Annotated in this window: 18 protein-coding genes, 2 tRNA genes, 1 pseudogene and 1 riboswitch; of the genes and pseudogenes, 11 read left to right on the top strand and 10 right to left on the bottom strand. The window is 72.4% G+C overall.

The genetic code is table 11. From position 1 onward, the window contains the following. Positions 1-252 precede the first annotated feature (252 nt). The 5 genes from ACZ7KF_RS14535 to ACZ7KF_RS14515 all read left to right on the top strand — a co-directional run bounded on the left by ACZ7KF_RS14535 (position 253) and on the right by ACZ7KF_RS14515 (position 6466). Positions 253-2436, top strand: a complete 2184-nt coding sequence (locus ACZ7KF_RS14535) for a DEAD/DEAH box helicase (RefSeq protein WP_471073496.1) — start codon at positions 253-255, stop codon at positions 2434-2436. A gap of 107 nt (positions 2437-2543) precedes the next feature. Continuing rightward, positions 2544-4067 carry an amino acid permease gene (locus ACZ7KF_RS14530; protein WP_471073493.1) on the top strand — a complete coding sequence of 508 codons (1524 nt, stop codon included), beginning with the start codon at positions 2544-2546 and terminating at the stop codon, positions 4065-4067. A gap of 99 nt (positions 4068-4166) precedes the next feature. Beyond that, positions 4167-4239: transfer RNA gene (locus tag ACZ7KF_RS14525), tRNA-Lys, on the top strand. Positions 4240-4452: 213 nt separating this feature from the next. Continuing rightward, positions 4453-5988, top strand: coding sequence for a restriction endonuclease fold toxin-2 domain-containing protein (locus tag ACZ7KF_RS14520; protein WP_471073490.1), 1536 nt, complete (start codon positions 4453-4455; stop codon positions 5986-5988). A gap of 31 nt (positions 5989-6019) precedes the next feature. Then, complete coding sequence (locus ACZ7KF_RS14515; RefSeq protein ID WP_471073487.1) at positions 6020-6466, top strand: hypothetical protein; 447 nt, start codon at positions 6020-6022, stop codon at positions 6464-6466. Positions 6467-6470: 4 nt separating this feature from the next. Here ACZ7KF_RS14515 and ACZ7KF_RS14510 read toward each other — a convergent pair. The 3 genes and pseudogenes from ACZ7KF_RS14510 to ACZ7KF_RS14500 all read right to left on the bottom strand — a co-directional run. Further along, positions 6471-6699 (bottom strand): annotated as a pseudogene (locus ACZ7KF_RS14510) (SAM-dependent methyltransferase); the annotation flags it as partial. Between the two features lie 103 nt (positions 6700-6802). Then, complete coding sequence (locus ACZ7KF_RS14505) at positions 6803-7381, bottom strand: TetR/AcrR family transcriptional regulator (RefSeq protein WP_471073484.1); 579 nt, start codon at positions 7379-7381, stop codon at positions 6803-6805. Positions 7382-7481: 100 nt separating this feature from the next. Then, positions 7482-8168, bottom strand: a complete 687-nt coding sequence (locus ACZ7KF_RS14500) for a TetR/AcrR family transcriptional regulator (RefSeq protein ID WP_471073481.1) — start codon at positions 8166-8168, stop codon at positions 7482-7484. A gap of 140 nt (positions 8169-8308) precedes the next feature. Here ACZ7KF_RS14500 and ACZ7KF_RS14495 point away from each other — a divergent pair, with 140 nt between their 5' ends. Continuing rightward, complete coding sequence (locus ACZ7KF_RS14495; RefSeq protein WP_471073478.1) at positions 8309-8941, top strand: NADPH-dependent FMN reductase; 633 nt, start codon at positions 8309-8311, stop codon at positions 8939-8941. Positions 8942-8951: 10 nt separating this feature from the next. Beyond that, positions 8952-10385 (top strand): DHA2 family efflux MFS transporter permease subunit, encoded by a 1434-nt coding sequence (locus ACZ7KF_RS14490; RefSeq protein ID WP_471073475.1) that lies wholly within the window; start codon positions 8952-8954, stop codon positions 10383-10385. Between the two features lie 9 nt (positions 10386-10394). Here the strand turns inward: ACZ7KF_RS14490 and ACZ7KF_RS14485 are convergent, their stop codons facing one another. Both ACZ7KF_RS14485 and ACZ7KF_RS14480 read right to left on the bottom strand, forming a co-directional pair. Beyond that, positions 10395-11021, bottom strand: coding sequence for a GTP cyclohydrolase II (locus ACZ7KF_RS14485; RefSeq protein ID WP_471073472.1), 627 nt, complete (start codon positions 11019-11021; stop codon positions 10395-10397). Positions 11022-11117: 96 nt separating this feature from the next. Further along, complete coding sequence (locus ACZ7KF_RS14480; RefSeq protein ID WP_471073469.1) at positions 11118-11651, bottom strand: MarR family winged helix-turn-helix transcriptional regulator; 534 nt, start codon at positions 11649-11651, stop codon at positions 11118-11120. A gap of 83 nt (positions 11652-11734) precedes the next feature. Between ACZ7KF_RS14480 and ACZ7KF_RS14475 the strand changes: the two genes are divergently transcribed. Beyond that, complete coding sequence (locus ACZ7KF_RS14475) at positions 11735-12868, top strand: dihydrofolate reductase family protein (RefSeq protein ID WP_471073466.1); 1134 nt, start codon at positions 11735-11737, stop codon at positions 12866-12868. Between the two features lie 47 nt (positions 12869-12915). Here ACZ7KF_RS14475 and ACZ7KF_RS14470 read toward each other — a convergent pair. Then, positions 12916-12989 (bottom strand) — tRNA-Met (locus ACZ7KF_RS14470). 310 nt (positions 12990-13299) lie between these two features. Then, positions 13300-13466: riboswitch (cyclic di-AMP (ydaO/yuaA leader) on the top strand. 9 nt (positions 13467-13475) lie between these two features. On the opposite strand from ACZ7KF_RS14470, the gene ACZ7KF_RS14465 reads away from it, so the two are divergent. Together ACZ7KF_RS14465 and ACZ7KF_RS14460 are read left to right on the top strand one after the other, a co-directional pair. Then, complete coding sequence (locus tag ACZ7KF_RS14465; protein ID WP_471073463.1) at positions 13476-14516, top strand: M23 family metallopeptidase; 1041 nt, start codon at positions 13476-13478, stop codon at positions 14514-14516. 79 nt (positions 14517-14595) lie between these two features. Next, the gene (locus ACZ7KF_RS14460) at positions 14596-15540 is read left to right on the top strand and encodes an aldo/keto reductase (RefSeq protein ID WP_471073460.1); all 945 of its coding nucleotides are present in this window, start codon (positions 14596-14598) and stop codon (positions 15538-15540) included. 83 nt (positions 15541-15623) lie between these two features. Here the strand turns inward: ACZ7KF_RS14460 and ACZ7KF_RS14455 are convergent, their stop codons facing one another. From ACZ7KF_RS14455 to ACZ7KF_RS14440, 4 genes are read right to left on the bottom strand one after another with little or no spacing between them, the layout of a single operon-like run. Continuing rightward, positions 15624-16928, bottom strand: a complete 1305-nt coding sequence (locus ACZ7KF_RS14455; RefSeq protein ID WP_471073457.1) for a PrsW family intramembrane metalloprotease — start codon at positions 16926-16928, stop codon at positions 15624-15626. Between the two features lie 42 nt (positions 16929-16970). Further along, positions 16971-17798 carry a tRNA (guanosine(46)-N7)-methyltransferase TrmB gene (gene trmB / locus ACZ7KF_RS14450; protein ID WP_471073454.1) on the bottom strand — a complete coding sequence of 276 codons (828 nt, stop codon included), beginning with the start codon at positions 17796-17798 and terminating at the stop codon, positions 16971-16973. A gap of 30 nt (positions 17799-17828) precedes the next feature. Beyond that, on the bottom strand, positions 17829-19049 hold the full coding sequence (gene lhgO, locus ACZ7KF_RS14445; RefSeq protein ID WP_471074451.1) for an L-2-hydroxyglutarate oxidase: 1221 nt from the start codon (positions 19047-19049) through the stop codon (positions 17829-17831). A gap of 60 nt (positions 19050-19109) precedes the next feature. Then, entirely contained in the window at positions 19110-20534 is a 1425-nt protein-coding gene (locus ACZ7KF_RS14440; RefSeq protein WP_471073451.1) for an MFS transporter, read from the bottom strand. A 723-nt stretch (positions 20535-21257) separates the two neighbouring features. Between ACZ7KF_RS14440 and ACZ7KF_RS14435 the strand changes: the two genes are divergently transcribed. After that, positions 21258-23333 (top strand): asparagine synthase-related protein, encoded by a 2076-nt coding sequence (locus tag ACZ7KF_RS14435; RefSeq protein ID WP_471073448.1) that lies wholly within the window; start codon positions 21258-21260, stop codon positions 23331-23333. Positions 23334-23666: the final 333 nt, after the last annotated feature.

Raw genomic sequence — 23666 nt, 5'->3', positions numbered from 1 at the left:
GGGGGCGGTGCGGGACGGTGTCGATGGTGGTGGAGCCGCGCTGACGTGGGGCTATGCGGCTCGGTTTGCCTTCGGGGGTGGTAGGTGCGTATGGTGGTAGATCGTTTGATCCCATTTGCCCGGCGCCATCACAGAGCGCGCCGTGTGGCGCGTACTCTCCTTTGCCGTGGCGGACCGCATTGAGGCGGTCGTGAGCGAATCACGGAGTTGACGGGCGCGTGCCGAAGAGACTCCGGAAGGTTTCGCATTCGCATGTCCGTGTCCAGTACTGACCAGATCGTCGTGTCCGAGAACGAGAACCAGCTCGAAGACGTGACGACCGAGGTCACCGAGGCCCCCGAGGCCACTGACACCCCTCAGTCCCCCCAGATCACCTTCGCCGACCTCGGCCTGCCCGAGGGCGTCGTGCGCAAGCTCGCGCAGAACGGTGTGACCTCCCCCTTCCCGATCCAGGCCGCGACCATCCCGGACGCCCTGGCCGGCAAGGACATCCTCGGCCGTGGCCGCACCGGCTCCGGCAAGACCCTCTCCTTCGGCCTGCCGACCCTGGCCCGGCTGGCCGGCGGCCGCACCGAGAAGAAGCGGCCCCGCGCCGTCATCCTCACCCCGACCCGTGAGCTGGCCATGCAGGTCGCGGACGCCCTCCAGCCGTACGGCGACGTCGTCGGCCTGAAGATGAAGGTCGTCTGCGGCGGCACCTCCATGGGCAACCAGATCTACGCCCTGGAGCGCGGTGTCGACATCCTCGTCGCCACCCCGGGCCGGCTGCGGGACATCATCAACCGCGGCGCCTGCTCTCTGGAGGACGTGCAGATCACCGTCCTGGACGAGGCCGACCAGATGTCCGACCTGGGCTTCCTGCCCGAGGTCACGGAGCTGCTCGACCAGGTCCCGGCCGGCGGCCAGCGGATGCTGTTCTCCGCCACGATGGAGAACGAGATCCAGACCCTGGTCGACCGCTACCTGAACGCCCCCGTCTCCCACGAGGTGGACGCGGCCCAGGGCGCGGTGACGACCATGTCGCACCACATCCTCATCGTGAAGCCCAAGGACAAGGCGCCGGTCACGGCCGCGATCGCCTCCCGCAAGGGCCGCACGATCATCTTCGTCCGCACCCAGCTGGGCGCCGACCGCGTCGCCGAGCAGCTGCGCGACGCGGGCGTGAAGGCCGACGCGCTGCACGGCGGCATGACCCAGGGCGCCCGTACGCGCACCCTGGCCGACTTCAAGGACGGCTACGTCAACGTCCTGGTCGCCACCGACGTCGCCGCGCGCGGTATCCACGTCGACGGCATCGACCTGGTGCTGAACGTGGACCCGGCCGGCGACCACAAGGACTACCTGCACCGCGCCGGCCGTACCGCCCGTGCGGGCCGTACCGGCACGGTCGTCTCCCTGTCCCTGCCGCACCAGCGCCGCCAGATCTTCCGCCTGATGGAGGACGCGGGCGTCGACGCCGCGCGCCACATCATCCAGGGCGCCGGCGCCTTCGACCCGGAGGTCGCCGAGATCACCGGCGCCCGCTCCATGACCGAGGTCCAGGCCGAGTCGGCCGGCAACGCCGCGCAGCAGGCCGAGCGCGATGTCGCCCAGCTCACCAAGCAGCTGGAGCGTGCGCAGCGCCGTGCGACCGAGCTGCGCGAGGAGGCCGACCGGCTGGTCGCCCGGGTCGCCCGCGAGCGCGGCGAGGACCCGGAGGCCGCGGTGGCCGAGGCCCAGGCGACGGCGGCGGAGGAGCTTGCCGTGGCCGAGGCGCCGGCGGAGCGCGAGACCGAGCGCGAGGAGCGTCCGGCGGCCGCGGCCCCGTACGAGCGTCGCGAGCGGCGCGGCTACGACCGTGACCGTGGTTTCGAGCGCCGTGACGAGCGCGGTGACCGGGGTGACCGCGGTGGGCGTTCGTTCGAGCGTCGCGAGGACCGCGGCGAGCGCCGTCCGTTCGACCGTGACCGTGGTTTCGAGCGCCGTGACGACCGGGGTGACCGGGGCGAGCGCGGTGACCGTGGCGGCCGTTCCTTCGAGCGCCGTGACGACCGCCGTCCGTTCGACCGGGACCGGGAGCGCGGTTTCGACCGCCGCGACGACCGTGGTGGCCGTGGTTTCGAGCGCCGTGACGACCGGGGTGACCGGGGCGAGCGCGGTGACCGTGGCGGCCGTTCCTTCGAGCGTCGTGACGACCGGGGCGAGCGCCGTCCGTTCGACCGTGACCGTGGTGGCCGTTCCTTCGAGCGCCGTGACGACCGGGGCGGCTTCCGCCGCGACGAGCGTGGCGGGCACCGGGGCAGCGACCGTCCGTTCAACCGTGACCGCCGTGACGACCGTCCGGGCTTCCGCTCCGGCAGCAGCAGCCACGAGCGCCCCTACGGCCGCCGTGACGACCACCGGGGTGGCTCCTTCGGCCGCCGCGAGGACAAGCCGCGCTGGAAGCGCAACGGCTGACGCCGAGTGAGCTGAGGAAGGGCCCGTACGACACTGTTCGTACGGGCCCTTTCGCATACCTGTCGAGTGGCGCATATCACACCCCCGTCCAGGGAATTGCTGGGGGCATGACAGACGACGCGAGCGTGAGCGGACAGCGGGGAGCACCCGGCCTCTCGGACGAGGAACGGCTGGCCCAGCTCGGCTACACCCAGGTCCTCGCCCGCCGTATGTCGGCGTTCTCCAACTACGCCGTCTCCTTCACGATCATCTCGGTCCTCTCCGGCTGCCTGACGCTCTATCTCTTCGGCATGACCACCGGCGGTCCCGCGGTGATCACCTGGGGCTGGGTGGCGGTGGGCCTCATGACCCTGTTCGTGGGCCTGGCGATGGCCGAGATCTGCTCCGCCTACCCGACGTCCGCCGGCCTGTACTTCTGGGCCCACCGCCTGGCGCCGCCGCGGTCGGCGGCGGCCTGGGCGTGGTTCACGGGCTGGTTCAACGTGCTGGGCCAGGTCGCGGTGACCGCGGGCATCGACTTCGGCGCGGCCTCCTTCCTGGGTGCCTACCTGAACCTCCAGTTCGGCTTCGAGGTGACGCCGGGCCGCACGGTGGCCCTGTTCGCGGCGATCCTCGTCCTGCACGGCCTGCTGAACACCTTCGGCGTCCGGATCGTCGCGTTCCTGAACGGCGTGAGCGTGTGGTGGCACGTGCTCGGGGTGGCCGTGATCGTCGCGGCGCTGGCCGTGGTCCCCGACCGCCATCAGTCGGCGTCCTTCGTCTTCACCGAGTTCATCGACCGGACGGGCTGGGGCAGCGGGCCGTACGTGGTCCTGCTGGGCCTGCTGATGGCCCAGTACACCTTCACCGGATACGACGCCTCGGCGCACATGACCGAGGAGACCCACGACGCGGCCACGGCGGGCCCGAAGGGCATCGTCCGCTCGATCTGGACGTCCTGGATCGCCGGCTTCGTCCTGCTCCTCGGCTTCACGTTCGCCATCCAGTCGTACGACGAGGAACTGGCCTCCCCGACCGGCGCGCCCCCCGCCCAGATCCTGCTCGACGCGCTCGGCGCCACGGCCGGCAAGCTCCTGCTGCTGGTCGTGATCGGCGCCCAGCTCTTCTGCGGCATGGCGTCGGTGACGGCCAACAGCCGCATGATCTACGCCTTTTCGCGGGACGGCGCGCTGCCCCTCTCCCGGGTCTGGCACACGGTCAGCCCGCGCACCCGCACCCCCGTGGCGGCGGTCTGGCTGGCCGCGCTCGCCGCCCTGGCCCTGGGGCTGCCGTACCTGATCAACTCGACGGCCTACGCGGCGGTGACCTCAATCGCGGTCATCGGCCTCTACATCGCGTACGTCATCCCGACGTTCCTCCGGATCCGCAAGGGCGCCGCGTTCGACCGCGGTCCCTGGCACCTGGGCCGCTGGTCGGGGGTGATCGGGGTGGTCTCGGTGGCGTGGGTGGCGGTGATCACGGTCCTCTTCATGCTCCCGCAGGTCTCCCCGGTCACCTGGAAGACCTTCAACTACGCCCCGGTGGCCGTCCTGGTCGTCCTCGGCTTCGCGGCGACCTGGTGGCTGGCCTCGGCCCGCCACTGGTTCCTGGCCCGCACCCCGGAACCCGCTCCCGTTCCGGCCGAAAAGTGACCATCTCCCCGCTTCAGGGGCGTCCGACGTGGCCGTGTCGCCGATACCCGATCGGCGACACGGCCACGTCCGGCTATGCTCGGACGAGCACCATCGCCCGGGCCCTTAGCTCAATTGGCAGAGCAGTGGACTTTTAATCCATTGGTTGTGGGTTCGAGTCCCACAGGGCCTACGGGTTGCAGGCGGCGGTTAACCCCTCTGACCTGCTAAGCAGCGTCCGGGTCGGCTTCGGCTGACCTGGACGCTGACTCGTTTTCGGGCTCTTGCGTGAGCGATGCGTGAGCGGGCGTGCGCATGTCCTGCGGATCGGGTGCATCCAGGACTGGCCGAGTTCGCAAGCGTGTACGGCTCCCTGGGGTATCGACGGCAGTCAGCGGGGGAAACCTTGGATCTTCGGCATCAGACGGCGAACTTCGTCAACGCGTCCTGGTCGATGGTGGGGCTGCGCGACCTGATCTACGAGATGCTGAGCCTCCTCTTCACGGAACTCAGCGAGCACGGTGGCATGGCCGGCGACAACGATGCGGGCCGGTCCTTCGCCCAGGTGTACAAGGAAGCCGTCGCGACGGTGTTCGACAAGTCCGGCTTCGCTCATCAGGTGATGGCCAACGGCGCTGGCGCTCTGCTCAAGTCGTCGGAGGAGCTCCTGAAGCAGGACAGCAAGATCGCGGCGGAACTCCTCGGGAAGAGCCCGCTGGACATGGGGATCGGCGCGCAGCCGTCCGGCCCTGACTGCAACCCGCGCGCCAGCCACAACGCGCAGGACCTGCCCGAGGTCGTTGGCGAGACCAGCGGCGTCGACCAGTATCTCTTCAATGAACGCTTCCTGGGGCAGCCCCACAAGCTTCGTGCTGTGGCCAAGACGTGGCGCCAGGCGGCCAAGGTTCTGGAAGACGCCTACTGGGACTCGGAGGCCGCGTGGAGGACCGCGACGCTGGACCAGGCCGGTGAGACAGCGAGCGCGGTCGAGGGCTTCTTCAAGGAGTTCGTCGGCAAGAATCCGCTGCCCAGTGAGGTAGGCGAGCACGAAACCCTCATGGCGAATCTTCCCGTCGCCTGCAAGATGCTCGCCGATGCGTGCGACGCCTACGCCGATCACATAGAGACAGCCAAGCGGCGGCTGCCCTACGAGGAGACCTCACCCCTCGACAATCTCTGGCCGTGGGAGCAGCCGAGTCTCGGAGGAGACGGCCACGACGGCGGGCTGCACGAACTCGTCGCGGGGGACATGCGGATCGCTGCCCTGGGCAAGATCCCGCCGGCCCTGGACAGCTCCAAGGCGCGGGTGCCGATGCCGCAGCCGGACAGCGGTGGCTTCGCGCCTGGCGTGCCGCCGCTCCTCGGTCCACTGATCCGCATACCGACCCTGGTTCCGGCCGCCTACCGCCCGGCAAACGGCCCACGAGTCCAGCCGATCTCCCCGGAGATTCCGCCGGACCCTCGCTTTCCGCCGCTCAAGGCTGGCGAACAGAAGAACTTCCAGACCTGGCTGAACTCCCTGCGTACGGGGGGCTTCTCAGGCGGCAGGCCGGCCGAGGTCGCCTACCAGATGCGGGTGGCCGGCTATCCCGAATACGAAGTGCCCATCCCGACCGGGCACAGCGTGAACAACACGCTCATGGTGGACGGGTTCCGTGATGCCGACGGGATGGCCATCGAGGCCAAGTACGTCAACAAGCCGAACCAGCGGTGCTACCGCTCGCTCGACGAACTCCGCGTGAACCACGAGAGCGGAAAGAAGGACTTCCTCTACCGGTCGGATCGTGACGAGCTGAAGAAGTACGCCGCCGCGCTCCGCGACCCGCGTAACAAGGAGATGCGCGGAGTGGAGACGGTCACCAATAACCAGGAAGCCGTCCGGTACTGGCGCATCATGATGGCTGCCTACGGCGTCAAGGGCCATGCACGCTACGTCCCCTGACTCCGCCGCCTCGCACAGGAAGCAGACCCCCATGGAACCGGAGCAGGTCGCGGAACTGCGCACCATGTACATCTTCACCCCGCCGAACGGGCAGAGCTGGGGGCTGACCTACGAGGGCCTGGAATCCCTGCTCCGGGAACGCAACCCTGGCGGGTTCATCCGTGTCGACGATGGAACTGACGGTCCCATCAGCGGGTCGTCGATGCATTTCGGGATCGCCCTGGACGACGAGCAGCTGGACGGCATGGCGCTGCTGTCTCCCGAAGGCGTCTCCGTCAAGGACTGCACCGCACAGTCGGCGGCGAGGTTCGTCCTCTGGCTGAGGAACATCGTGGTGCCGGCTGGTATGGCCGTCATGTTCAACACGGAGTGGGGTCTGGAGGCCGACCTCCCGGACGCTCCCGTGCCGGATGCCACGCGCCCGCGCATCGCCGCCGCCTTCATGGAGCACCTTGTGCAAACGGGCGACCTCGACTGAACCATCACCTGGGCGCCGTAGCGGGTGGCGAGGTGAGCGGCGTTGTGACCGGGGCCGCAGCCGAGTTCCAGCAGCCGCTTGCGGCGCAGATCCGGGCCGAGGATCTCGGCGCCGGGCCCGCTGCCGGGCCGCGTGGTCCATTCCATGCGAGCGGGTACGGACAGCGGTTCGGCAGGGCTGGCCGTAGTGCGCTGGAGGGCGTGGACGTACCACGGGGAAGCCTGGGCGAGCACGTCAGACCTCCAGGAGGTGGAGGCCTGACCTGCTACGCGGCGCCCGGGTCGGCTTCGGCCGGCCCGGGCGCCGCGGTGTTTTCGGGGGCCGCGGCGCGGCCGTCTAGTCCGCTCCGACGATCCGCTCCACCGCCGCCGCCACCAGTTCGTCGCGTTCCACCTCCGTGAGGACCCCCGGAAGGGTGAGCTGTTCGACGATCAGCCAGTTCAGCGCGAGGTAGAGGAGTTTGACGGCCGTCGCGTCGCCGGGGAGGCCGCTGGCCTCGTGGTAGGCGACGTTGGCGGCGAGGTCGGCACGGACGCGTTCGGTGAGGATCATGCGCAGGTCCGGGCGGCGGGTCGCTTCCAGGCGGAGTTCCAGCAGGGCGAGGTAGCCGGTGCGGAAGGAGGCGATGCGGCCGACCAGTTCGCGCATCAGCTGCGTGTACGCGGCCCGGTTCCGGGGGGCGGTCCGCTGGCGCTCGTTGGTCGCCTCGTCGGGTGTCAGGCGTTCGTAGACGCGGGCGCCGGCCTGGGTGAGCAGGTCGTCGCGGCTGGCGAAGTAGTTGGACGCCGTGCCGGTGGGTACGGCCGCCTCGGCGTCCACCGCCCGGAAGGTCAGCCCCCGGGCGCCCTCCCGGGCCAGCACTTCGATCGCCGCGTCGACGAGGGCGGCGCGCCGCTGGTCGTTCCGTCTCACCATGGGTCGTGACTCCGGGGGTGGTGGGTGCCGTCCTTCACTCCGGGCAGAGTACTGCGCTTGAAGTGGTGACGGCTCCCGGTGCGGCGTGCGGCTGCCCGCGCTACCCGGCCGCGTACGCCCGCAGGAACGCCGCCACGCCGCCTTCGAGCAGGCGGTCCCGCCGCGCGGCCGGGAGCGGCAGTACGCCGTAGTGGGTCTGCTGGATGACGCTGTACGAGATCAGGGCCGTGAAGTGGCTCGCCGCGAGCCCCGCGTCGCCGTGGAGGTTCAGCAGACCGGCCGCTTCGAGGCGGGCCATCGCCTCGGTGAGGGCCCGGCCGACCGGTTCCGGGCCGGCCTCGTGCCAGGCCTGCAGGACCTCGGGCGGGACGTGGTCGGCCTCCGCGTGGATGTGGCGGACCAGGGCGAAGTGGTTCGGGTAGTCGGTCATCAGGCCGCTGAAGGCGCGTGCCAGGGCGACCAGATCGCGTTCCAGGTCCACGGGGCGGGGCGGCCGGTCCGGGTCCAGCACGGCGTGCAGTCGCGCGAGTTGGGCGTCCCGTACCTCGCTCGACGTCCAGGTCACGACCGTCTGGAAGAGCTGTGCCTTGCCGCCGGGGAAGTGGTTGTAGAGCGTGCGGGTGGAGACGCCGGCCGCGGCGGCGAGCGTGTCGACCGAGGCGCGGGCGTAGCCCTCGCGGCCGAAGACCGTGCAGGCCGCGCTCGCGATGTCCATCTGCTTCCGGAGCTTGCGCGGCGACACCTCGGCCCGCGCCCGCTCCAGCCGGGACTCGTTCGTCTCGCCCACGCCCGCCTCCTTCGTGACCGGCCCACTCTAACCGAAGTACAACGCGCGTTGTAAAAACTACAACGCACGTTGTACTTTGCTGACGGGGGCGATCGCCGGAAGCGGTCGCCCGTCATCCGACCGCTCAGAGGGGGACACCCATGTCCGTTACCGATTCCGCCGCCGGTGCCCGTGCCGCCGAGGACCGTCCGCTCCGCGTCGCCGTGATCGTCGGCAGCGTGCGCGAGGGACGCCGGGGGCCGGCCGTCACCGACTGGTTCCTCACCACCGCCGCGGAAGCCGACCCGAGCCTCGAACTCGACGTCGTCGATCTCGCCGAGGTGGACCTGCCGCTGGTGCTGCCCGGCTGGGGCGGCACGCCGAGCCCCGAGGCCACCGCCGCGCTGCGGGACGTCTCGCCGCGGCTCGCCGCCGCCGACGCGTTCGTGATCGTCACGCCCGAGTACAACCACAGCTTCCCGGCCGTCCTGAAGAACCTCATCGACTGGCACCTGCGCGAATGGCAGGCCAAGCCGGTCGGTTTCGTCTCGTACGGCGGTCTCGGCGGCGGGCTGCGCGCGGTCGAGCAGCTCCGGCAGGTCTTCGCCGAGCTGCACGCCGTGACCGTGCGCGACTCGGTCAGCCTGCACGGTCCCTGGTCCGGCCTCGGCGAGGACGGCGTCCCGCGCGACGCCGACGTGTGCGCCGGCGCCGCCAAGGGCATGCTCGGCCAGCTCACCTGGTGGGGCCGGGCGCTGCGCACCGCGCGTGCCGAGCGTCCCTACGCGGGCTGAGGGGCGGGCGGTGACCACCCTGCGGCCGCCCGGCACCGCACGGCCGGCTCCCCCGGCCGGCGGTACGGCCCCGGCCGCCCCGGCCGCCCTGTACCGCGTCGTCACCGTCGTGGTCCTCGGCACCACCATGGCCGTGCTCGACATGACGATCGTCAACGTCGCGCTGCGGCACCTCGCGCACTCCTTCGAGGCACCGCTGGAGACCATCCAGTGGACCGCGACCGCCTACACCCTCGCCCTCGCCGCGGTCATCCCGGCCGCCGCCTGGGCGATGGGCCGGATCGGTGCCAAGCGCACCTACCTGCTCGCGCTCGTCCTGTTCACCCTGGGCTCCCTGCTCGCCGCCTGCGCCTGGGACGCGGGCAGCCTGATCGCGTTCCGCGCGGTGCAGGGGCTGGGCGGCGGTCTGTTGCAGCCGGTCGGCATGGCGATGGGCATGCGGGTCGCCGACCGGGCCCGGCTCGGCCGGGCGATGGCCCTGCTGGGGCTGCCCATCCTGGTCGGCCCGGTCGCCGGCCCGGTGCTCGGCGGCTGGCTGGTCGACGCCGCCTCCTGGCACTGGATCTTCCTGATCAACCTGCCCGTCGGCGCCGTCGCCCTGCTCCTCGCGGCCCGCCTGCTGCCCGAGGACGCCCCGGACGCCCGTGGCCCGGCCCGGCCCCGGCTGGACGTCCCCGGCCTGCTGACGCTCTCGCCCGGCCTGGCCCTGCTGCTGTACGGCCTCTCGCGCGGCGGCGAACGCGGGGACTTCACGGGCCCCGGCGTGCTGCTGCCGACGCTCGCCGGTGCCGTGCTGGTGGCGGTCTTCGTGCGGCGGGCGCTCACCGTCCGGGCGCCCCTGCTGGACCTGCGGCTGCTGCGCGACCGTACCTTCGCCGCCGGCATCGGCACGCTCGCCCCGTTCACCTGCGGCTACTTCGGATCGATGCTGCTCGGGCCGCTGTTCTGGCAGCAGGAGCGGGGTCTGAGCGCGACGGCGGCCGGACTGCTCGGGGCGCCGGTCGGCCTCGTGGTCGGTACGACGATGCAGATCGCGGCCCGGCGGATCGACAAGGCGGTCCCGCGGCGGCTGGTCGCGGCGGGCTGTGCGGTGGGCGCCCTCGGGATGGCGCTGCTGTCCTGGCAGACCGGTACGGCGGGCGTTCCGGCCTGGCGGATCGTCGGCGCCGGCATGGTGATGGGCGTCGGCGCCGGGATGACGCTGATGCCGACGATGACCACCGCGACCCGCGGCCTGTCCGCGGACCGGCTGGCCGCGGCGAGCACCGCGCTGAGCATCAACGCCCAGCTCGCCGCGTCCGTCGGCACGGCCCTGCTGTCGGTGGTGCTGGGTGCGGCGGGCCCGGGCCCGGCCGGTTTCCGGCTGACCTACGCCGTGGCGGCGACGCTGCTCGCCCTGGCGGTCCTGCCGGCACTCCGCCTCCCGGCCCTGGGCCGGGACTGAATCCCCCGGCTAGCCCGCCGTCAGCTCGGCCAGCGGGAGCGTGTGCTGGGTCTGGAGCACCTTGGCCCGCAGGTAGCGGACGTTGTGGTCCGTGGTGAAGACGCCCGTCGGCACCCGGTCCCGCACGGTGACGCCCAGCGAGCGCAACTGGGCGGCCTTGTCGGGGTTGTTGGAGAGCAGGTCCAGTTCCGTGACGCCGAGGGCGGCGAGCATCTGCGCGGCGGCCGTGTAGTCGCGGGCGTCCTCCGGGAGGCCCAGGGCGGCGTTCGCCTCGTAGGTGTCGAGCCCCTCGTCCTGGAGGGCGTAGGCGTCGAGCTTGTTGTAGAGGCCGATGCCCCGCCCCTCCTGGCGCAGGTAGAGCAGGACGCCGCCGCGGTCGGCGATGCGCTCGACCGCCTCGCGCAGCTGCGGGCCGCAGTCGCAGCGGGCCGACCCGAAGACGTCGCCGGTCAGGCACTCGGAGTGCAGGCGCACCAGCGGGACCGGCCCGGGCTCGCCGAGGACGACGGCGAGGTGCTCCCGGCCGTCGGTGAGGCCGTGGAAGGTGACGAGTTCCGCGTCGGCGCCGTAGCCGTCGGCGAAACGCAGCGGTACCCGGACGCGGACGCGCGGGGTGGCGGCGGGGAAGTCGGGCATGCGGGGTCTCCGGGTTCGGTGCCGAGTCATGTGCTTCATATTTGAAGCACATGCAGGCCCGTGACCCTATCCCATGCTTCAAAGTTGAATCAACTGTCAGTCGGGTGTCGAGCCCTGGCAGGGCGTCGACCGCCGGCGCCACGGCACGTCCTCCGTCGCGGCACCCGCGCCCTCGTCGTCCCCCTGGAGCCCGCGCGCGATCCCGGTGCAGATCTCCTCCAGCTGCCGGACCTGCTCCGGGGTGATCCGGTCGAAGAGCAGGGCGCGCACGGTCTCGACGTGCCCGGGTGCCGTACGCTCCAGTACGGCCGTCCCCTCGTCCGTCAGCACCGCCAGCGAGCTGCGCCTGTCCCGGCGGCAGTTCTCCCGGCGCACCAGGCCGTCCCGCTCCAGCCGGGTCACCGCGTACGTCAGCCGGCTGCGCGTGATCTTCAGGGTCTCGGCGAGATCGGTCATGCGCAGCCGCCGGTCGGGGGCGTCGGAGAGGTTCGCCAGCACCGAGTAGAACAGGTGTGGCATGCCGCCCTCCTGCTGGAGCTGCCGGTCGATCGCGTCCTCCAGGAGGCGGGAGGCGGCGATGTAGGCGCGCCAGGCGCGCTGCTCCTCGGGGGTGAGCCAGCGGGTCGTCATGCCGCCAGTGTAAGTTTGTTTCAAACTTGAACCAAGTTGTGCCGTCCGTTCCCCCACCCCCGCCTCCGGAAGAAAGGGCGCCGATGCCCCTGCCGTACGTGCTGCTGTCCGCCGCCGTCTCCCTCGACGGCTACCTGGACGACACCGGCCCCGATCGGCTCCTGCTGTCCAGCCCGGCCGACTTCGACCGGGTCGACGAGGTACGGGCCTCCGCCGACGCCATCCTCGTCGGGGCCGGCACGATCCGCGCCGACAACCCCCGCCTGCTGGTCAACTCCGCCGAGCGGCGTGCGGTCCGCGCCGCGGCGGGCAGGCCGGAGTACCCGCTGAAGGTCACCGTCACCGGCTCCGGCGACCTCGACCCCGCGGCCAACTTCTGGCACACCGGCGGCGAGAAGCTCGTCTACACGACCGACCGGGGTGCCGAACGCGCCGGCCGCCTCCTCGGGCGCACCGCCGACGTCGTCCCGCTCGGCCCCGCCCTGGACTGGCGCACCCTGCTGGAGCATCTGCACGACGTGCGCGGCGTCGAACGCCTGATGGTGGAGGGCGGCGGCACGGTGCACACCCAGCTCCTGCGACAGGGCCTCGCCGACGAACTCCAGCTGGTCCTCGCCCCGATTCTCGTCGGTGACCCCGCCGCCCCGCGCCTGTTCGGACCGGGCGGCTACCAGGGCGGACGCCTGCGCCTGCGCGACACCCGCCGGATCGAGGACGTCGTCCTCATGCGGTACGAGCCCACCGCTCCCGGCACCGGCCCGCTCCCCACCGCCGCCGACCGCCACTGGCTGCGTACGGCCTGTGCGCTCGCCGAGCTGTGCCCGCCCTCGGAGACGGCCTTCAGCGTGGGCGCGGTCGTGGTCGCCGCCGACGGCACGGAGCTGGCCCGGGGCCACTCGCGCGAGGGCGCCGACCCGGTGGTCCACGCCGAGGAGGCCGCCCTGGCGAAGATCGACCCCGCCGATGCGCGGCTGCCCGGCGCCACGGTCTACAGCAGCCTGGAGCCCTGCGCCCGCCGCGCCTCCCGGCCCGCGCCCTGTGCCGAGCTGATCCTGCGGGCCGGGGTGCGCCGGGTGGTGACCGCCTGGCGAGAGCCCGACACGTTCGTCACCGCGGCCGACGGCACGGGTGTCCTGACCGCCGCGGGTGCCCGGGTCGTCGTACTCCCCGAGCTGGAGGCGCTCGCCAAGGCGCCGAACGGCCATCTGCTCGGCTGAAAACACTCAGGGCCGGAATCCGATGGATTCCGGCCCTGAGTCTTCAGTAGCGGGGACAGGATTTGAACCTGCGACCTCTGGGTTATGAGCCCAGCGAGCTACCGAGCTGCTCCACCCCGCGTCGTTGTGTCTCTACTGTACGCCATCCGCGGGGTCATCTGCACATCGGTTCCCACGGGCCCCGGTCGACGTCACCGAAAGTGACCGTACGGGCGCCGAGTGCAGCGCGGCCGTGTCACCATCAAAACCCTCAGTGACTGCTGAACCCTGCCGAAGCCCGGCCGACTCGCCCGCTTTGGCGGAGTGCCGGACCATAAGTCCGCCGTCGAAATCGTTAATGATCAAGCCGGACGGGCTTGGAAAGTGACTGGCAGGTCTATTAACGTTCGATAACGCAGCGCGGTCGTCCCAGCCGTCACCCGAGACGGCTCCGTGCGCACGCGCCGAATCCCGCAAGGGAACCGGGGAACCACCACCCTGGGGTGAATCACGCGGATGTCGTCGTGAACTCGTGTAGTCCACGACCGGTATACGCGCGTAGGAGACCTTCCTGCTCCGAACCCGTCAGCTAACCCGGTAGGCGGAGGAAGGAAAGGAGCGCGCCCGCGTGGCGTCCAACCGGCCTGTCCCCGAAGCCCCGTTCATACCGGCACAGCGCGAGACCGAGACCTTCGGCTACGGCGCCTATCGCGCCGAAGAGGGCCCGTGGGAGGAGTGGAACCCGACCGAGGACTCCGTCGCCCCGGTCCGAGGCCGGCACCGGGTCGCCAAGCAGCGCGGCGGCTTCGCGCGCAGCTCCACCGTCCTCGGCGTCGGCGTCATGGCGGCCGTCGGCGCGGGCGGCATGGCCAGCGCCAACACCGGCAAGCCGCCGGTCTCCATCTCCCTGCCGGACCTGCCCTCCGTCGGCTCCCTCTTCGAGGACGGCTCGGCCGACGCCCAGCCGGCCGAAGCCGCCGCGACCACCACGCTCAGCAGCGTCGGCGTGAGCGCCGTCGACGACGAGGACCAGGGCGACGCGGGCGAGGCCCTGCGCAACCGGATCATGGCCCAGGCCGAGCAGCAGCAGGGCCAGGCCGAGAGCAAGGCCACCGCCGCCGCGCTCGCCGCCGCCGAGAAGCAGAGTGCCGCCGCCGCCGCGAAGGCCGAGAAGGAGGCCGCCGCCAAGGCCGCCGAGGCCAAGGAGAAGGCGGAGGCCGACGCCAAGAAGGCGGCCGAGGAGAAGCGCCGGGCCGAACTGGCCAAGCAGTACACGCTGCCCACCTCCTCGTACACGATCACCTCGACGTTCGGCCAGGCCGGCTCGATGTGGTCCTCCGGCTATCACACCGGTCTCGACTTCGCCGCTCCCACCGGCACCCTGATCAAGGCCGTCCACAGCGGCACGATCACCGAGGCGGGCTGGGCCGGCTCCTACGGTTACCGCACGATCCTCACCCTGGACGACGGTACCGAGCTGTGGTTCTGCCACCAGTCCTCGATCAGCGTCTCCGTCGGCCAGAAGGTCGGCACCGGCGACGTCATCGGCCGTGTCGGCGCCACCGGCAACGTCACCGGCCCGCACCTGCACCTGGAGATCCACCCCGGCGGCCAGCCCACCGGTATCGACCCGATGGCGTGGCTGCACGGCAAGGGCCTCAACCCCTGATCCACCCGAAGGGCTGTTTGGCGGGAACTCGGCGCCGGCGGCGGGATGCGATCACCCACCGCCGGCGTTGACATAACGTATGACGTCACTTCGCAAACTCGGCTCTTCCGATCTCGAGGTCTTTCCGCTCTCGCTGGGCGGCAACGTCTTCGGCTGGACCGCCGACGAACAGACCTCCTTCGCCGTCCTCGACGCCTACACGGCGGCCGGCGGCAACTTCATCGACACCGCCGACGCCTACTCCGCCTGGGTCGAGGGCAACAAGGGCGGCGAGTCCGAGACGATCATCGGCAAGTGGGTCAAGGCGCGCGGCAACCGCGCCGATGTCGTGATCGCCACCAAGGTCAGCCAGCACCCCGACTTCCAGGGCCTGTCCGCCGCCACCATCAAGGCCGCCGCCGACGCCTCCCTGCGTCGCCTGGACACCGACTACATCGACCTCTACTACACCCACTTCGACCAGCCCGAGGTGCCGGTCGAGGAGATCATCGGCGCGCTGGACGAGCTGGTGAAGGCCGGCAAGGTCCGGCACATCGCCGCCTCCAACATCACCGCCGAGCGCCTGAAGGCATCCCTCGACTTCTCCGACCGCGAGGGCCTCGCCCGCTACGTCGCCCTCCAGCCGCACTACAACCTGGTGTCCCGCGACACCTACGAGGGCCCGCTCCAGGACCTCGCCGCCCGCGAGGGCCTGTCCGCCGTCCCGTACTTCTCCCTGGCCTCGGGCTTCCTCACCGGCAAGTACCGGCCCGGTACGACCGTCGACAGCGCCCGCGCGGGCGGAGCCCAGAAGTACGCGGACTCCGAGCGCGGCCAGAAGGTCCTCGCGGCCCTGGACGAGATCGCCGCCGCCCACGAGGCCCCGGTCGCCACGGTCGCCCTGGCCTGGCTGGCCGCCCAGCCGACGATCACGGCCCCGATCGCCTCGGCGCGGACGGTGGACCAGCTCCCGGCGCTGCTCGGTCTGGCGGACCTGAGGCTGACGGAGGCCGAACTCGGCAGGCTCACCGAAGCATCGGCCTGACCGCTCCCGCCGGGGCGTGATCCGGCGGCGGCCGGCGGTGACGGCGTGATCCGGCGGTGCCGAACCCGCGGCACCCCGTACGGCTAGGTCCGATACGGGTTGTACGCGGGGTACGGCATCGCCGGATACCCGTACCCCTGGGGCACCGGACCCGCGTACACCGGCCGGACCGGCGCGGCCGCCCGCGCCGCGTACTCCATGGCCGGGCGGGCCAGCTCGCGGCGCCGCCACAGCTCGTCCAGCAGCTCCCGCTCCCGTACGACGAAGCCGGCACCGGCCTTCCCCGTGCGCCCCCGGTGCCGCAGGAACGCCAGCGAGGTGGCGTACGCCTCGTACCGCGCCACCTCCCGCGCCGCCTGGCGCCCGTGGTGGTGCCGGGCGTAGTCCCGGGCCATCCGGCGCGCCCGCATCGACCCGAGGGCGAACGGCTCGGCCGGCCCCAGCCAGCCGGCCAGCACATACACCGGCAGTTCCTCCCGCACCGTGCGCAGCTCCCGCTGCCGGGTCCAGATCGCGAGCCAGGTCAGCACCGCGAACGCGGGCACCATGAAGGCGGCGTAGACGGCGAAGAAGCCGTACTGGCCGAAGGTGGAGGAGCCGTTCCAGAAGGCGTGCATGCTCATCGCGAGCAGCAGCCCGCCCACCGGCAGCAGGACCCGGCGCACGTGCTGCCGCTCGGCGGACAGCGCGGCGACACCGAATCCGATGCCGGTCAGGACGGTGAACAGGGGGTGCGCGAACGGGGACATCACGATGCGCACGAAGAAGGTGGCGGCGGTCACGGAGGCGATGCCGCGGTCGCCGGTGAGCTGGTCGGTACCGAAGGCCGTACCGAGGTAGAGGATGTTCTCGGTGAACGCGAAGCCGGTCGCGGTGATCCCCGCTATCACCACGCCGTCCACGATCCCGGTGAAGTCACGTCTGCGGAAGAGGAACACCAGCAGCACGGCGGCGGCCTTGGCGGACTCCTCCACGATCGGCGCTATCACCGTGGCGCCGAGGGTGTCGGCACCGGCCGGATCCGCGGTCGAGGTGGCGATCCACCGGGTCGCGAAACTGTTGGCCACGATGGCTATCAGCGCCGCCGCACAGGCCCCCCAGGCGAAGGCGAAGATCAGGTTCCGCCAGGGTCCCGGCTCCACCCGGTCCAGCCACCGGAAGGCGGCTATCAGCCAGGGCACGGGCAGCACGGCCAGTCCGAGCCCGACGAGGAAGCCCTCCGTGCCGGTCTGCCGCCGCACCAGCGCGAGGATGACCAGGCCGGACAGCGCCAGCAGCGTGGTCAGTGCCCCGTACCGCACCCACCTGCGCTGCCACCAGCGCGGGTGGCGGAGCTCGCCGGCGCCGGGGATCGGTGGGTACGTCGGAAACGGAGGACTGGTGGCCACGGCATCGACCCTAACGGTGACGCGACGAGGGGCTGGAGCGGATTATCGGTCCTGGCTGTGCGGTACGCGGCGGAACAGCAGATCGTTCACCACATGTCCCTTGTCCAGTCCCTGACCCTCGAAACGGGTCAGCGGCCGGAACTGGGGGCGCGGCGCGAAACCGCCGTCCGCCTGGGTGTTCTCGAAGGCGGGATGGGCGGTGAGCACGTCCAGCATCTGCTCGGCGTACGGCTCCCAGTCGGTCGCGCAGTGCACGATCGCGCCGGGCCGCAGCCGGGTCGCGGCGAGCGTCAGGAACTCGGGCTGGATGAGCCGCCGCTTGTGATGCCGCTTCTTGGGCCAGGGGTCGGGGAAGTAGACGCGCAGCCCGTCCAGCGAGTCCGGGCGGAGCATCTCGCGGAGCAGGATGATCGCGTCGCCGTTGCCCACGCGGACGTTGGACAGGCCGTTCCGGTCGGCGAGACCCAGCAGGTTGCCCTGGCCGGGGGTGTGCACGTCGACGGCCAGGATGTTGGTGTCCGGGTCGCCCGCGGCCATCTGCGCGGTGGCCTCGCCCATCCCGAACCCGATCTCCAGGACCACGGGGCCCGCGTTGCCGAACAGCTCGCCGAGGTCGATCACCTGCTGCCCGTCGATGTCCAGCCCCCACTTGGGCCACAGCCGCTGCAGCGCGTCGGCCTGCCCGGCCGTCACCCTGCTCCGCCGCGGCTGGAAGCTCCGGATCCGCCGCTCGAAGTGCGAGCCGGCGGGATCGGCCTTGGGCCCGTCCGGGAAACGCGGCTCTCCCTTGGCCCGGGTGTGCCGGACGGAGACACCGGGGGCGTGGGGGGCCGCGGGCGGGGCGTCGGGGGTGTTCAGCGAGTCAGACACAGTGAGCACAATTTTACGGGCCCGGACGGGTCACTCCGGCGCCCCCAGCATCTCCAGCGCCCGGCGCCCGATCTCCCGGCCGATCGGCAGCGAGGCGGTGGCCGCGGGCGAGGGCGCGTTCAGCACGTGCACGGTCCGGGCCCCCTCCCGGATCAGGAAGTCGTCCACCAGCGTCCCGTCCCGCAGCACCGCCTGCGCCCGCACCCCGGCCGGGGCCCGCACCAGATCCCCGGCCTCCACGCCGGGCAGCAGCCTGCGCACGGCCTCCAGGAACGCCCCCTTCGACACCGAGCGGTGCAGCTCACCCGCCCCGTACCGCCAGTGCCGCCGCGCGATCGCCCACGATCCCGGCCAGGCCACCGTCCCGGCCAGCTCCCGGGGCCGTACGATCCCCCAGCCGTACCCCTCACGGGCCAGCGCCGGCACCGCGTTGGGCCCGATGTGCACGCCCCCGTCGATCCCGCGGGTCAGATGCACCCCGAGGAACGGGAACGCCGGGTCCGGTACCGGATACACCAGCCCCCGCACCAGCTCCGGCCGCGCCAGCTCGTAGTACTCCCCGCGGAACGGCACGATCCGCACCCCGGGCTCGTCACCGGTCAGCCGGGCCACCTCGTCGCAGTACAGCCCGGCGCAGTTCACCAGCACCCGGCCGCGGACCACGTCCCCGGCCGCGGTGAGCACGGCCACGCCCCGGTCCGCCCGGCGGTCCGCCCGGACGACCCGCGCGCCGTAGCGGATCTCCGCCCCGGACGCCCGCGCCAGTTCCCGCGCGACGCCCACGAAGTCGCACACCCCCGTCGTGCCGACGTGTATGGCCGCGAGGCCGCGCACCTCCGGCTCGTACTCGGCGATCTGCGCGGGGCCCAGTTCCCGCACCGGGATGCCGTTCTCCCGGCCCCGCTGCACGAGCGCGTGCAGCCGCGGCAGCTCCTCCCGCTCGGTGGCGACGATCAGCTTGCCGGTGACGGCGTGCGCGATGCCGTACTCGGCGCAGAACTTCACCATCTCGGCGGCGCCCCGCACCGCGTACCGCGCCTTGAGCGAACCCGGGCGGTAGTAGATCCCGCTGTGGATGACCCCGCTGTTGCGTCCCGTCTGGTGCCGGGCCGGCCCGGGCTCCTTCTCCAGCACGGTCACGCGCGTACCCGGCGCGGCGCGGGTGATCGCGTACGCCGTCGACAGCCCGACGATTCCCCCGCCGATCACGAGCACATCACAGTCGTACGCCCCGGCCCGCACCTGCACCACCTCCGCCATCGATAGTGCACTGCGCCACTGACAGCGGCTTCAAACGCGGGGCGGCGCGGCCTATGCCGGTGCCATCAGCAGCGGCCGCGCCCTCTCGCGCAGCTCCACCACCCGCGGCTCGTCCCCGTACGGCTCCAGCCGGTGCAGCAGATCCTTCACGTACTCGGTGGTCCGGGCCGAGGAGATCCGTCCGGCCACCTCCACGGCCCGCACGCCCTGCTCGCACGCCGCGTCGAGATTCCCCGACTCCAGCTCGGCGACGGCGGAGACGACCAGCCGCAGACCGTGCGACCGCACGAACTCCTCCGTCGGCTTCGACAGGGCCTGTTCCGTGAACCGGCGGACCTGGCGCGGCGCCTTCAGGTCCCGGTAGCACTCGGCCGCGTCCGCGGCGAACCGGTCATAGCCGTAGAAACCGAGCCACGAGGGGTCGTTGTCCCCCTCCCTGGACCGCTCCAGCCAGCTCTCGGCCGCCTTCAGCGCCGCGCCCGCCGCCTGCGCGTCCCCCGCACGCGCGTGTGCCCGTGCCTCGACCAGCCGGAAGAAGCTCATGGTGCGGGCGGTCGCCAGCCCCCGGTTCCGCTCCAGCGCGGCCTGCGCCAGGTCGACGCCCTCGTCCCCGAAGCCGCGATACGTCGCCTGCAACGACATGGAGGCGAGCACGTAGCCGCCCAGCGGGACGTCCGCCGCCGCGCGGGCGAGCCGCAGCGCCTGGATGTAGTACCGCTGCGCGGCCTCCTGCTGCCCGGTGTCGAAGGCCATCCAGCCGGCGAGCCGGGTGAGTTCCGCGGAGGCCCCGAACAGGGCCCGGCCCACCTCGTCGGAGTAGGCGCCGAGCAGCAGCGGAGCCGCCTCCACCCGCAGACACTCCGGCACCATCGAGGAGCGCCAGTCCCCGCCCCCGTACTTGGAGTCCCACCGCCTGGCGTCCTCGGCGGCCTCCCGCAGCTTCTGCACATCGCTGTGGCCGACTTTGATCGGTGCGCCGGTCTCCTCGACGGAGCCCGCCTCTCGCGCGACCGAGCTGTCGGCGGGGGTTATCAGCCATCGTGAGGCGGGCGTTGCGTATGCGCTCACTGCGAACGACCCGGCGAGGGACTGCCAGATGCCACCGGAGCCCGCCCGGCGGCCGGCGAGGTCCAGGCGGTACAGCTCCGTCGCCGACTTCACCGCCTGTCCCACGTCTCTGGGGAAGGCGAGACCCACTTCGGGCGCGGGGTCCGCGTCCGCCAGGCCGATCTCGTGGAGCGGCACCGGGCGGCCGAGCTTCTGGCCGATGGCGGCGGCGATGAGGTGCGGCGCCGCACCCTGCGGCACCATGCCCTTCGACACCCAGCGCGCCACCGACGTCTTGTCGTAGCGAAGCGTCAACCCGCGTTGCGCGCCAAGGTCGTTGACGCGTCGCGCGAGTCCCGCGTTGCTGATTCCCGCGAGGGCGAGAACGGCGCCGAGCTTTTCGTTCGGCCCGCGTTGCTCCCTGGACATGCGCCACCCCTCGACACAGACGGCTGTCGCGCTGGCATAACCACGCGGCATTCGTAAACCCAGCGTAGTTCGCCGCATCCCAAGCGTTAAGGGGCATTGTTCCGGATGGCGGGATTGTGGTCCGTACGGAAGTACGGCCCTGTACGCACCGTGCACGCTGTGTCGCCACGTGCCCCCGTGCGTGTGGCCGTGCGCCTGTCCGTGCGCTCTTCTCCGGCCATCCCGGGAGCGGTTCCATGGCACCTGCGTGGGTCGGCCCGCTGTACTGGATCCAGTGGGCTGGGGGACACCGCCGCCTTCATCCCCGCGGGTGGCGGACCGGTCCGGGAGGCGACATCCGCCTCCCGGACTGTGCGCGTGCGGGCGCCGGCGGCCGCTCCGCGGGCCTGTACGGAGCGTGCTCACCTCCGGCGCCCCGCCACTTAATTGGCCGAAAATCGACCCGCGTTCACCGCGGTATTTTCCGCTCCGACCATGCAACTTGAGGGCGCGAAGGGCGTTTTGGGGGAGCGCATTGGGGGCGCATTCACGCCGCACCCTTCGGGGTCCGCCGGGACCGCGTCCTCCTCGCCCGTCCCGGCCGCCCGTCAACTGCCCAGGCCCGCCACACGAACTTCCCTCGATCGAAGGCGGTGCCACCGCGCCTCTCCGGCGTGCCTCTCATGGCAGCATGGGGTCCGGTTCGTACGGTGCACTGGTTGTCCACAGCCTGTGGAGGCGTCGATGCGGTGGTTGGTGGGTTGGAGCAGCACCGCCGCGGGCGTCGCCGGGATCGGCTCCGCGGGCGCTCTCGGCTACGACGGCGAGACCCTGCACCCGGTCGGCTCCCAACTCCTGTGGGGCGACCCGGATCCGCTGTGGGCCGTCGGCGACTGGCGCCCGGACGAGGTGCGCGTGGTGCACGCCGACGCGCAGCACCGGATCGCCGTCCTCGGCATCTGCGGCGCCAGCGACGAGGAGCTGCGCCGCGGTCTGTTCACCGCGCGCGGGGGCGCGGTGCGCCATCTGACCACCTGGCCCGGCAGCTACACGGCCGTCGTCCAGGCCGGCCGCCGCATCACCGTCTGCGGCGATCTCGCGGGCGCCCGCCCGGTGTTCCACACCCCCTGGGCCGGCGGCACGGCCTACGCCACCGCCGCGCTGCCCCTCGCCGACCTCGTCGAGGCCAACCTCGACTTCACCCACCTCGCCGCCCTGCTCGCCGCCCCGGACGTGCCGGCCGCGCTGCGCGACACCACCCCGTACGACGGGGTACGGCGCGTTCCGCCGGGGCATGCGCTGGTGTTGCGCGCCGGGGCGCGCGAGATCGCCGGGTACGAGCCCGTGGCCTCCCTCGCCGTGGCCGCGCCCCCGGCCGACCCCGACCGCGCCGTGGACGCCGTACGGGACGCCCTCGTGGAGGCGGTCCGCACCCGGCTGTCGGCGCCCCGGCACGTGCCCGATCTGGACCCCGGACCGGTGCCCGGCATGGGACCGGCCGAACGGCGGGCCGCGCGCGGGATGCCGGTTCCCGGCATCGGCGCCGACCTGTCCGGCGGGCCCGCCTCCGGCACCCTCGCCCTGCTCGCCGCCGGGCTGCCCGGCAGACCCGGCACGCTCCTCGGCCACGGCACGGGCGCGGGCGAACGCCTCCTCGCCGTCACCTTCAACGACCTGGCCGTGGCCGGCCGCGAGGCCGAACTCGAACGCGCCGGAGCCCTCGCCGCCAACCCCCGCCTGCACCACGTCGTGGTCACCGGCGGCGAGGAGACCCTGCCGTACGCCGACCTCGACGGCCCGCTGACCGACGAGCCGGGCCCCTCCCTGGTGCTGGCGGCCCGGCACCGGGCGCGGCTCGCCGCCGGCAGCGCCGACCACTTCACCGGCCACGGTGCCCGCCAGGTCCTGGACGCCCACCCCGCGCGCCTCGCCGATCTCCTGGTGGACCGCAAACGACGCCACCTGGTCCGGCCGGTCGCCGCCCTCGCCCGTGCCGACGGGTCGGTGCTGGTCCCCGCGCGCGTGTACGGCGCTGCCCGGCGTCTCGCCCGTACGCCGTACCGGACGGGTCTGGAGGTGCTGGCCGAGCGGCTGATGCGGCGCCGCTTCGACGAGCCCAAGGGAGCGGTCGGCGCGTCCCTCGCCGCGCTGACCTGGGCGAGACCCGGGCCCGCCGCCCGGTGGCTGACGGGGGAGGCACTGGCTGAAGTATCGGTTCTGCTGCAGGCGGAGGCGGACCGCTCGGGAACCGGCGCGCAGCGCCCCGGCGACTACCGCGCGCGGGCGGCACTCGCCCGGCACGCCGCCGACCTGCGCGTGCTGGAGCAGGCCGCGGAGGTCCGCTCCCAGCGCCTGCACGCGCCGTTCCTCGACAACCAGGTCGTCCGCGCCTGCCGTGACCTCCCCGAGGCCCTGCGCGTCCAGCCCGGCGCCCGCGCCGCCATCCTCCGCACGGTTCTGGAGGGCGCCGGCGTCACCGACCTCCCGCCCGGCTGGGGCGCCCCCTCCCACGCCTCGACGGCGGCGGCCGCGCGCGCGGGCCTGCGGCTGGCGGCCGACCCCCTCCAGGATCTGTTCGCCACGCCCCTGCTGGCCGACGCCGGCCTGGTGGAGGCCCGCGTCGTCCGCAAGGCCCTCCGCGCCGCCGCGGCGGGCGACCCCCTGCCGCTGGACGGGCTGGCCGACCTCATCTCCCTCGAACTCTGGCTCCGCCGCCTCCTGGCCCGCCGGGGCACGTGCTGGTCGGGCACCCCGACCCGCTCCCGCGCGGTGCCGTCCGGCATCCAGCCGCGAAGAAGCGCGCTGGCCTCCGGCGCCTGACCGGTTCCCCTCCGGGGAGGGGACCGGTGGGCTGTCGCCCCGTGCGCCGTGGGGGTGGCGCCGGTCCGTGTGTGGCTGCGGGCCGGTGGTGGCTGGTCGCGCAGTTCCCCGCGCCCCTGGGGAGTTGCGGTGGGCCCTGGTCCGGGAGTGCGGGCCGGGGAGGGGGCCGGTGGGCTGGGGGTTGTCGCTCCCGCGTGCCGTGGGGGTGGCGCCGGTCCGTGTGTGGCTGCGGGCCCGCGGTGGCTGGTCGCGCAGTTCCCCGCGCCCCTGGGGAGTTGCGGTGGGCCCTGGTCCGGGAGTGCGGGCCGGGGAGGGGGCCGGTGGGCTGGGGGT

The sequence above is a fragment of the Streptomyces sp. NPDC038200 genome, from assembly GCF_055600785.1.
The sequence above is the reverse complement of the archived record's forward strand: the minus strand, read 5'-3'. Positions and strand labels throughout refer to the sequence as shown.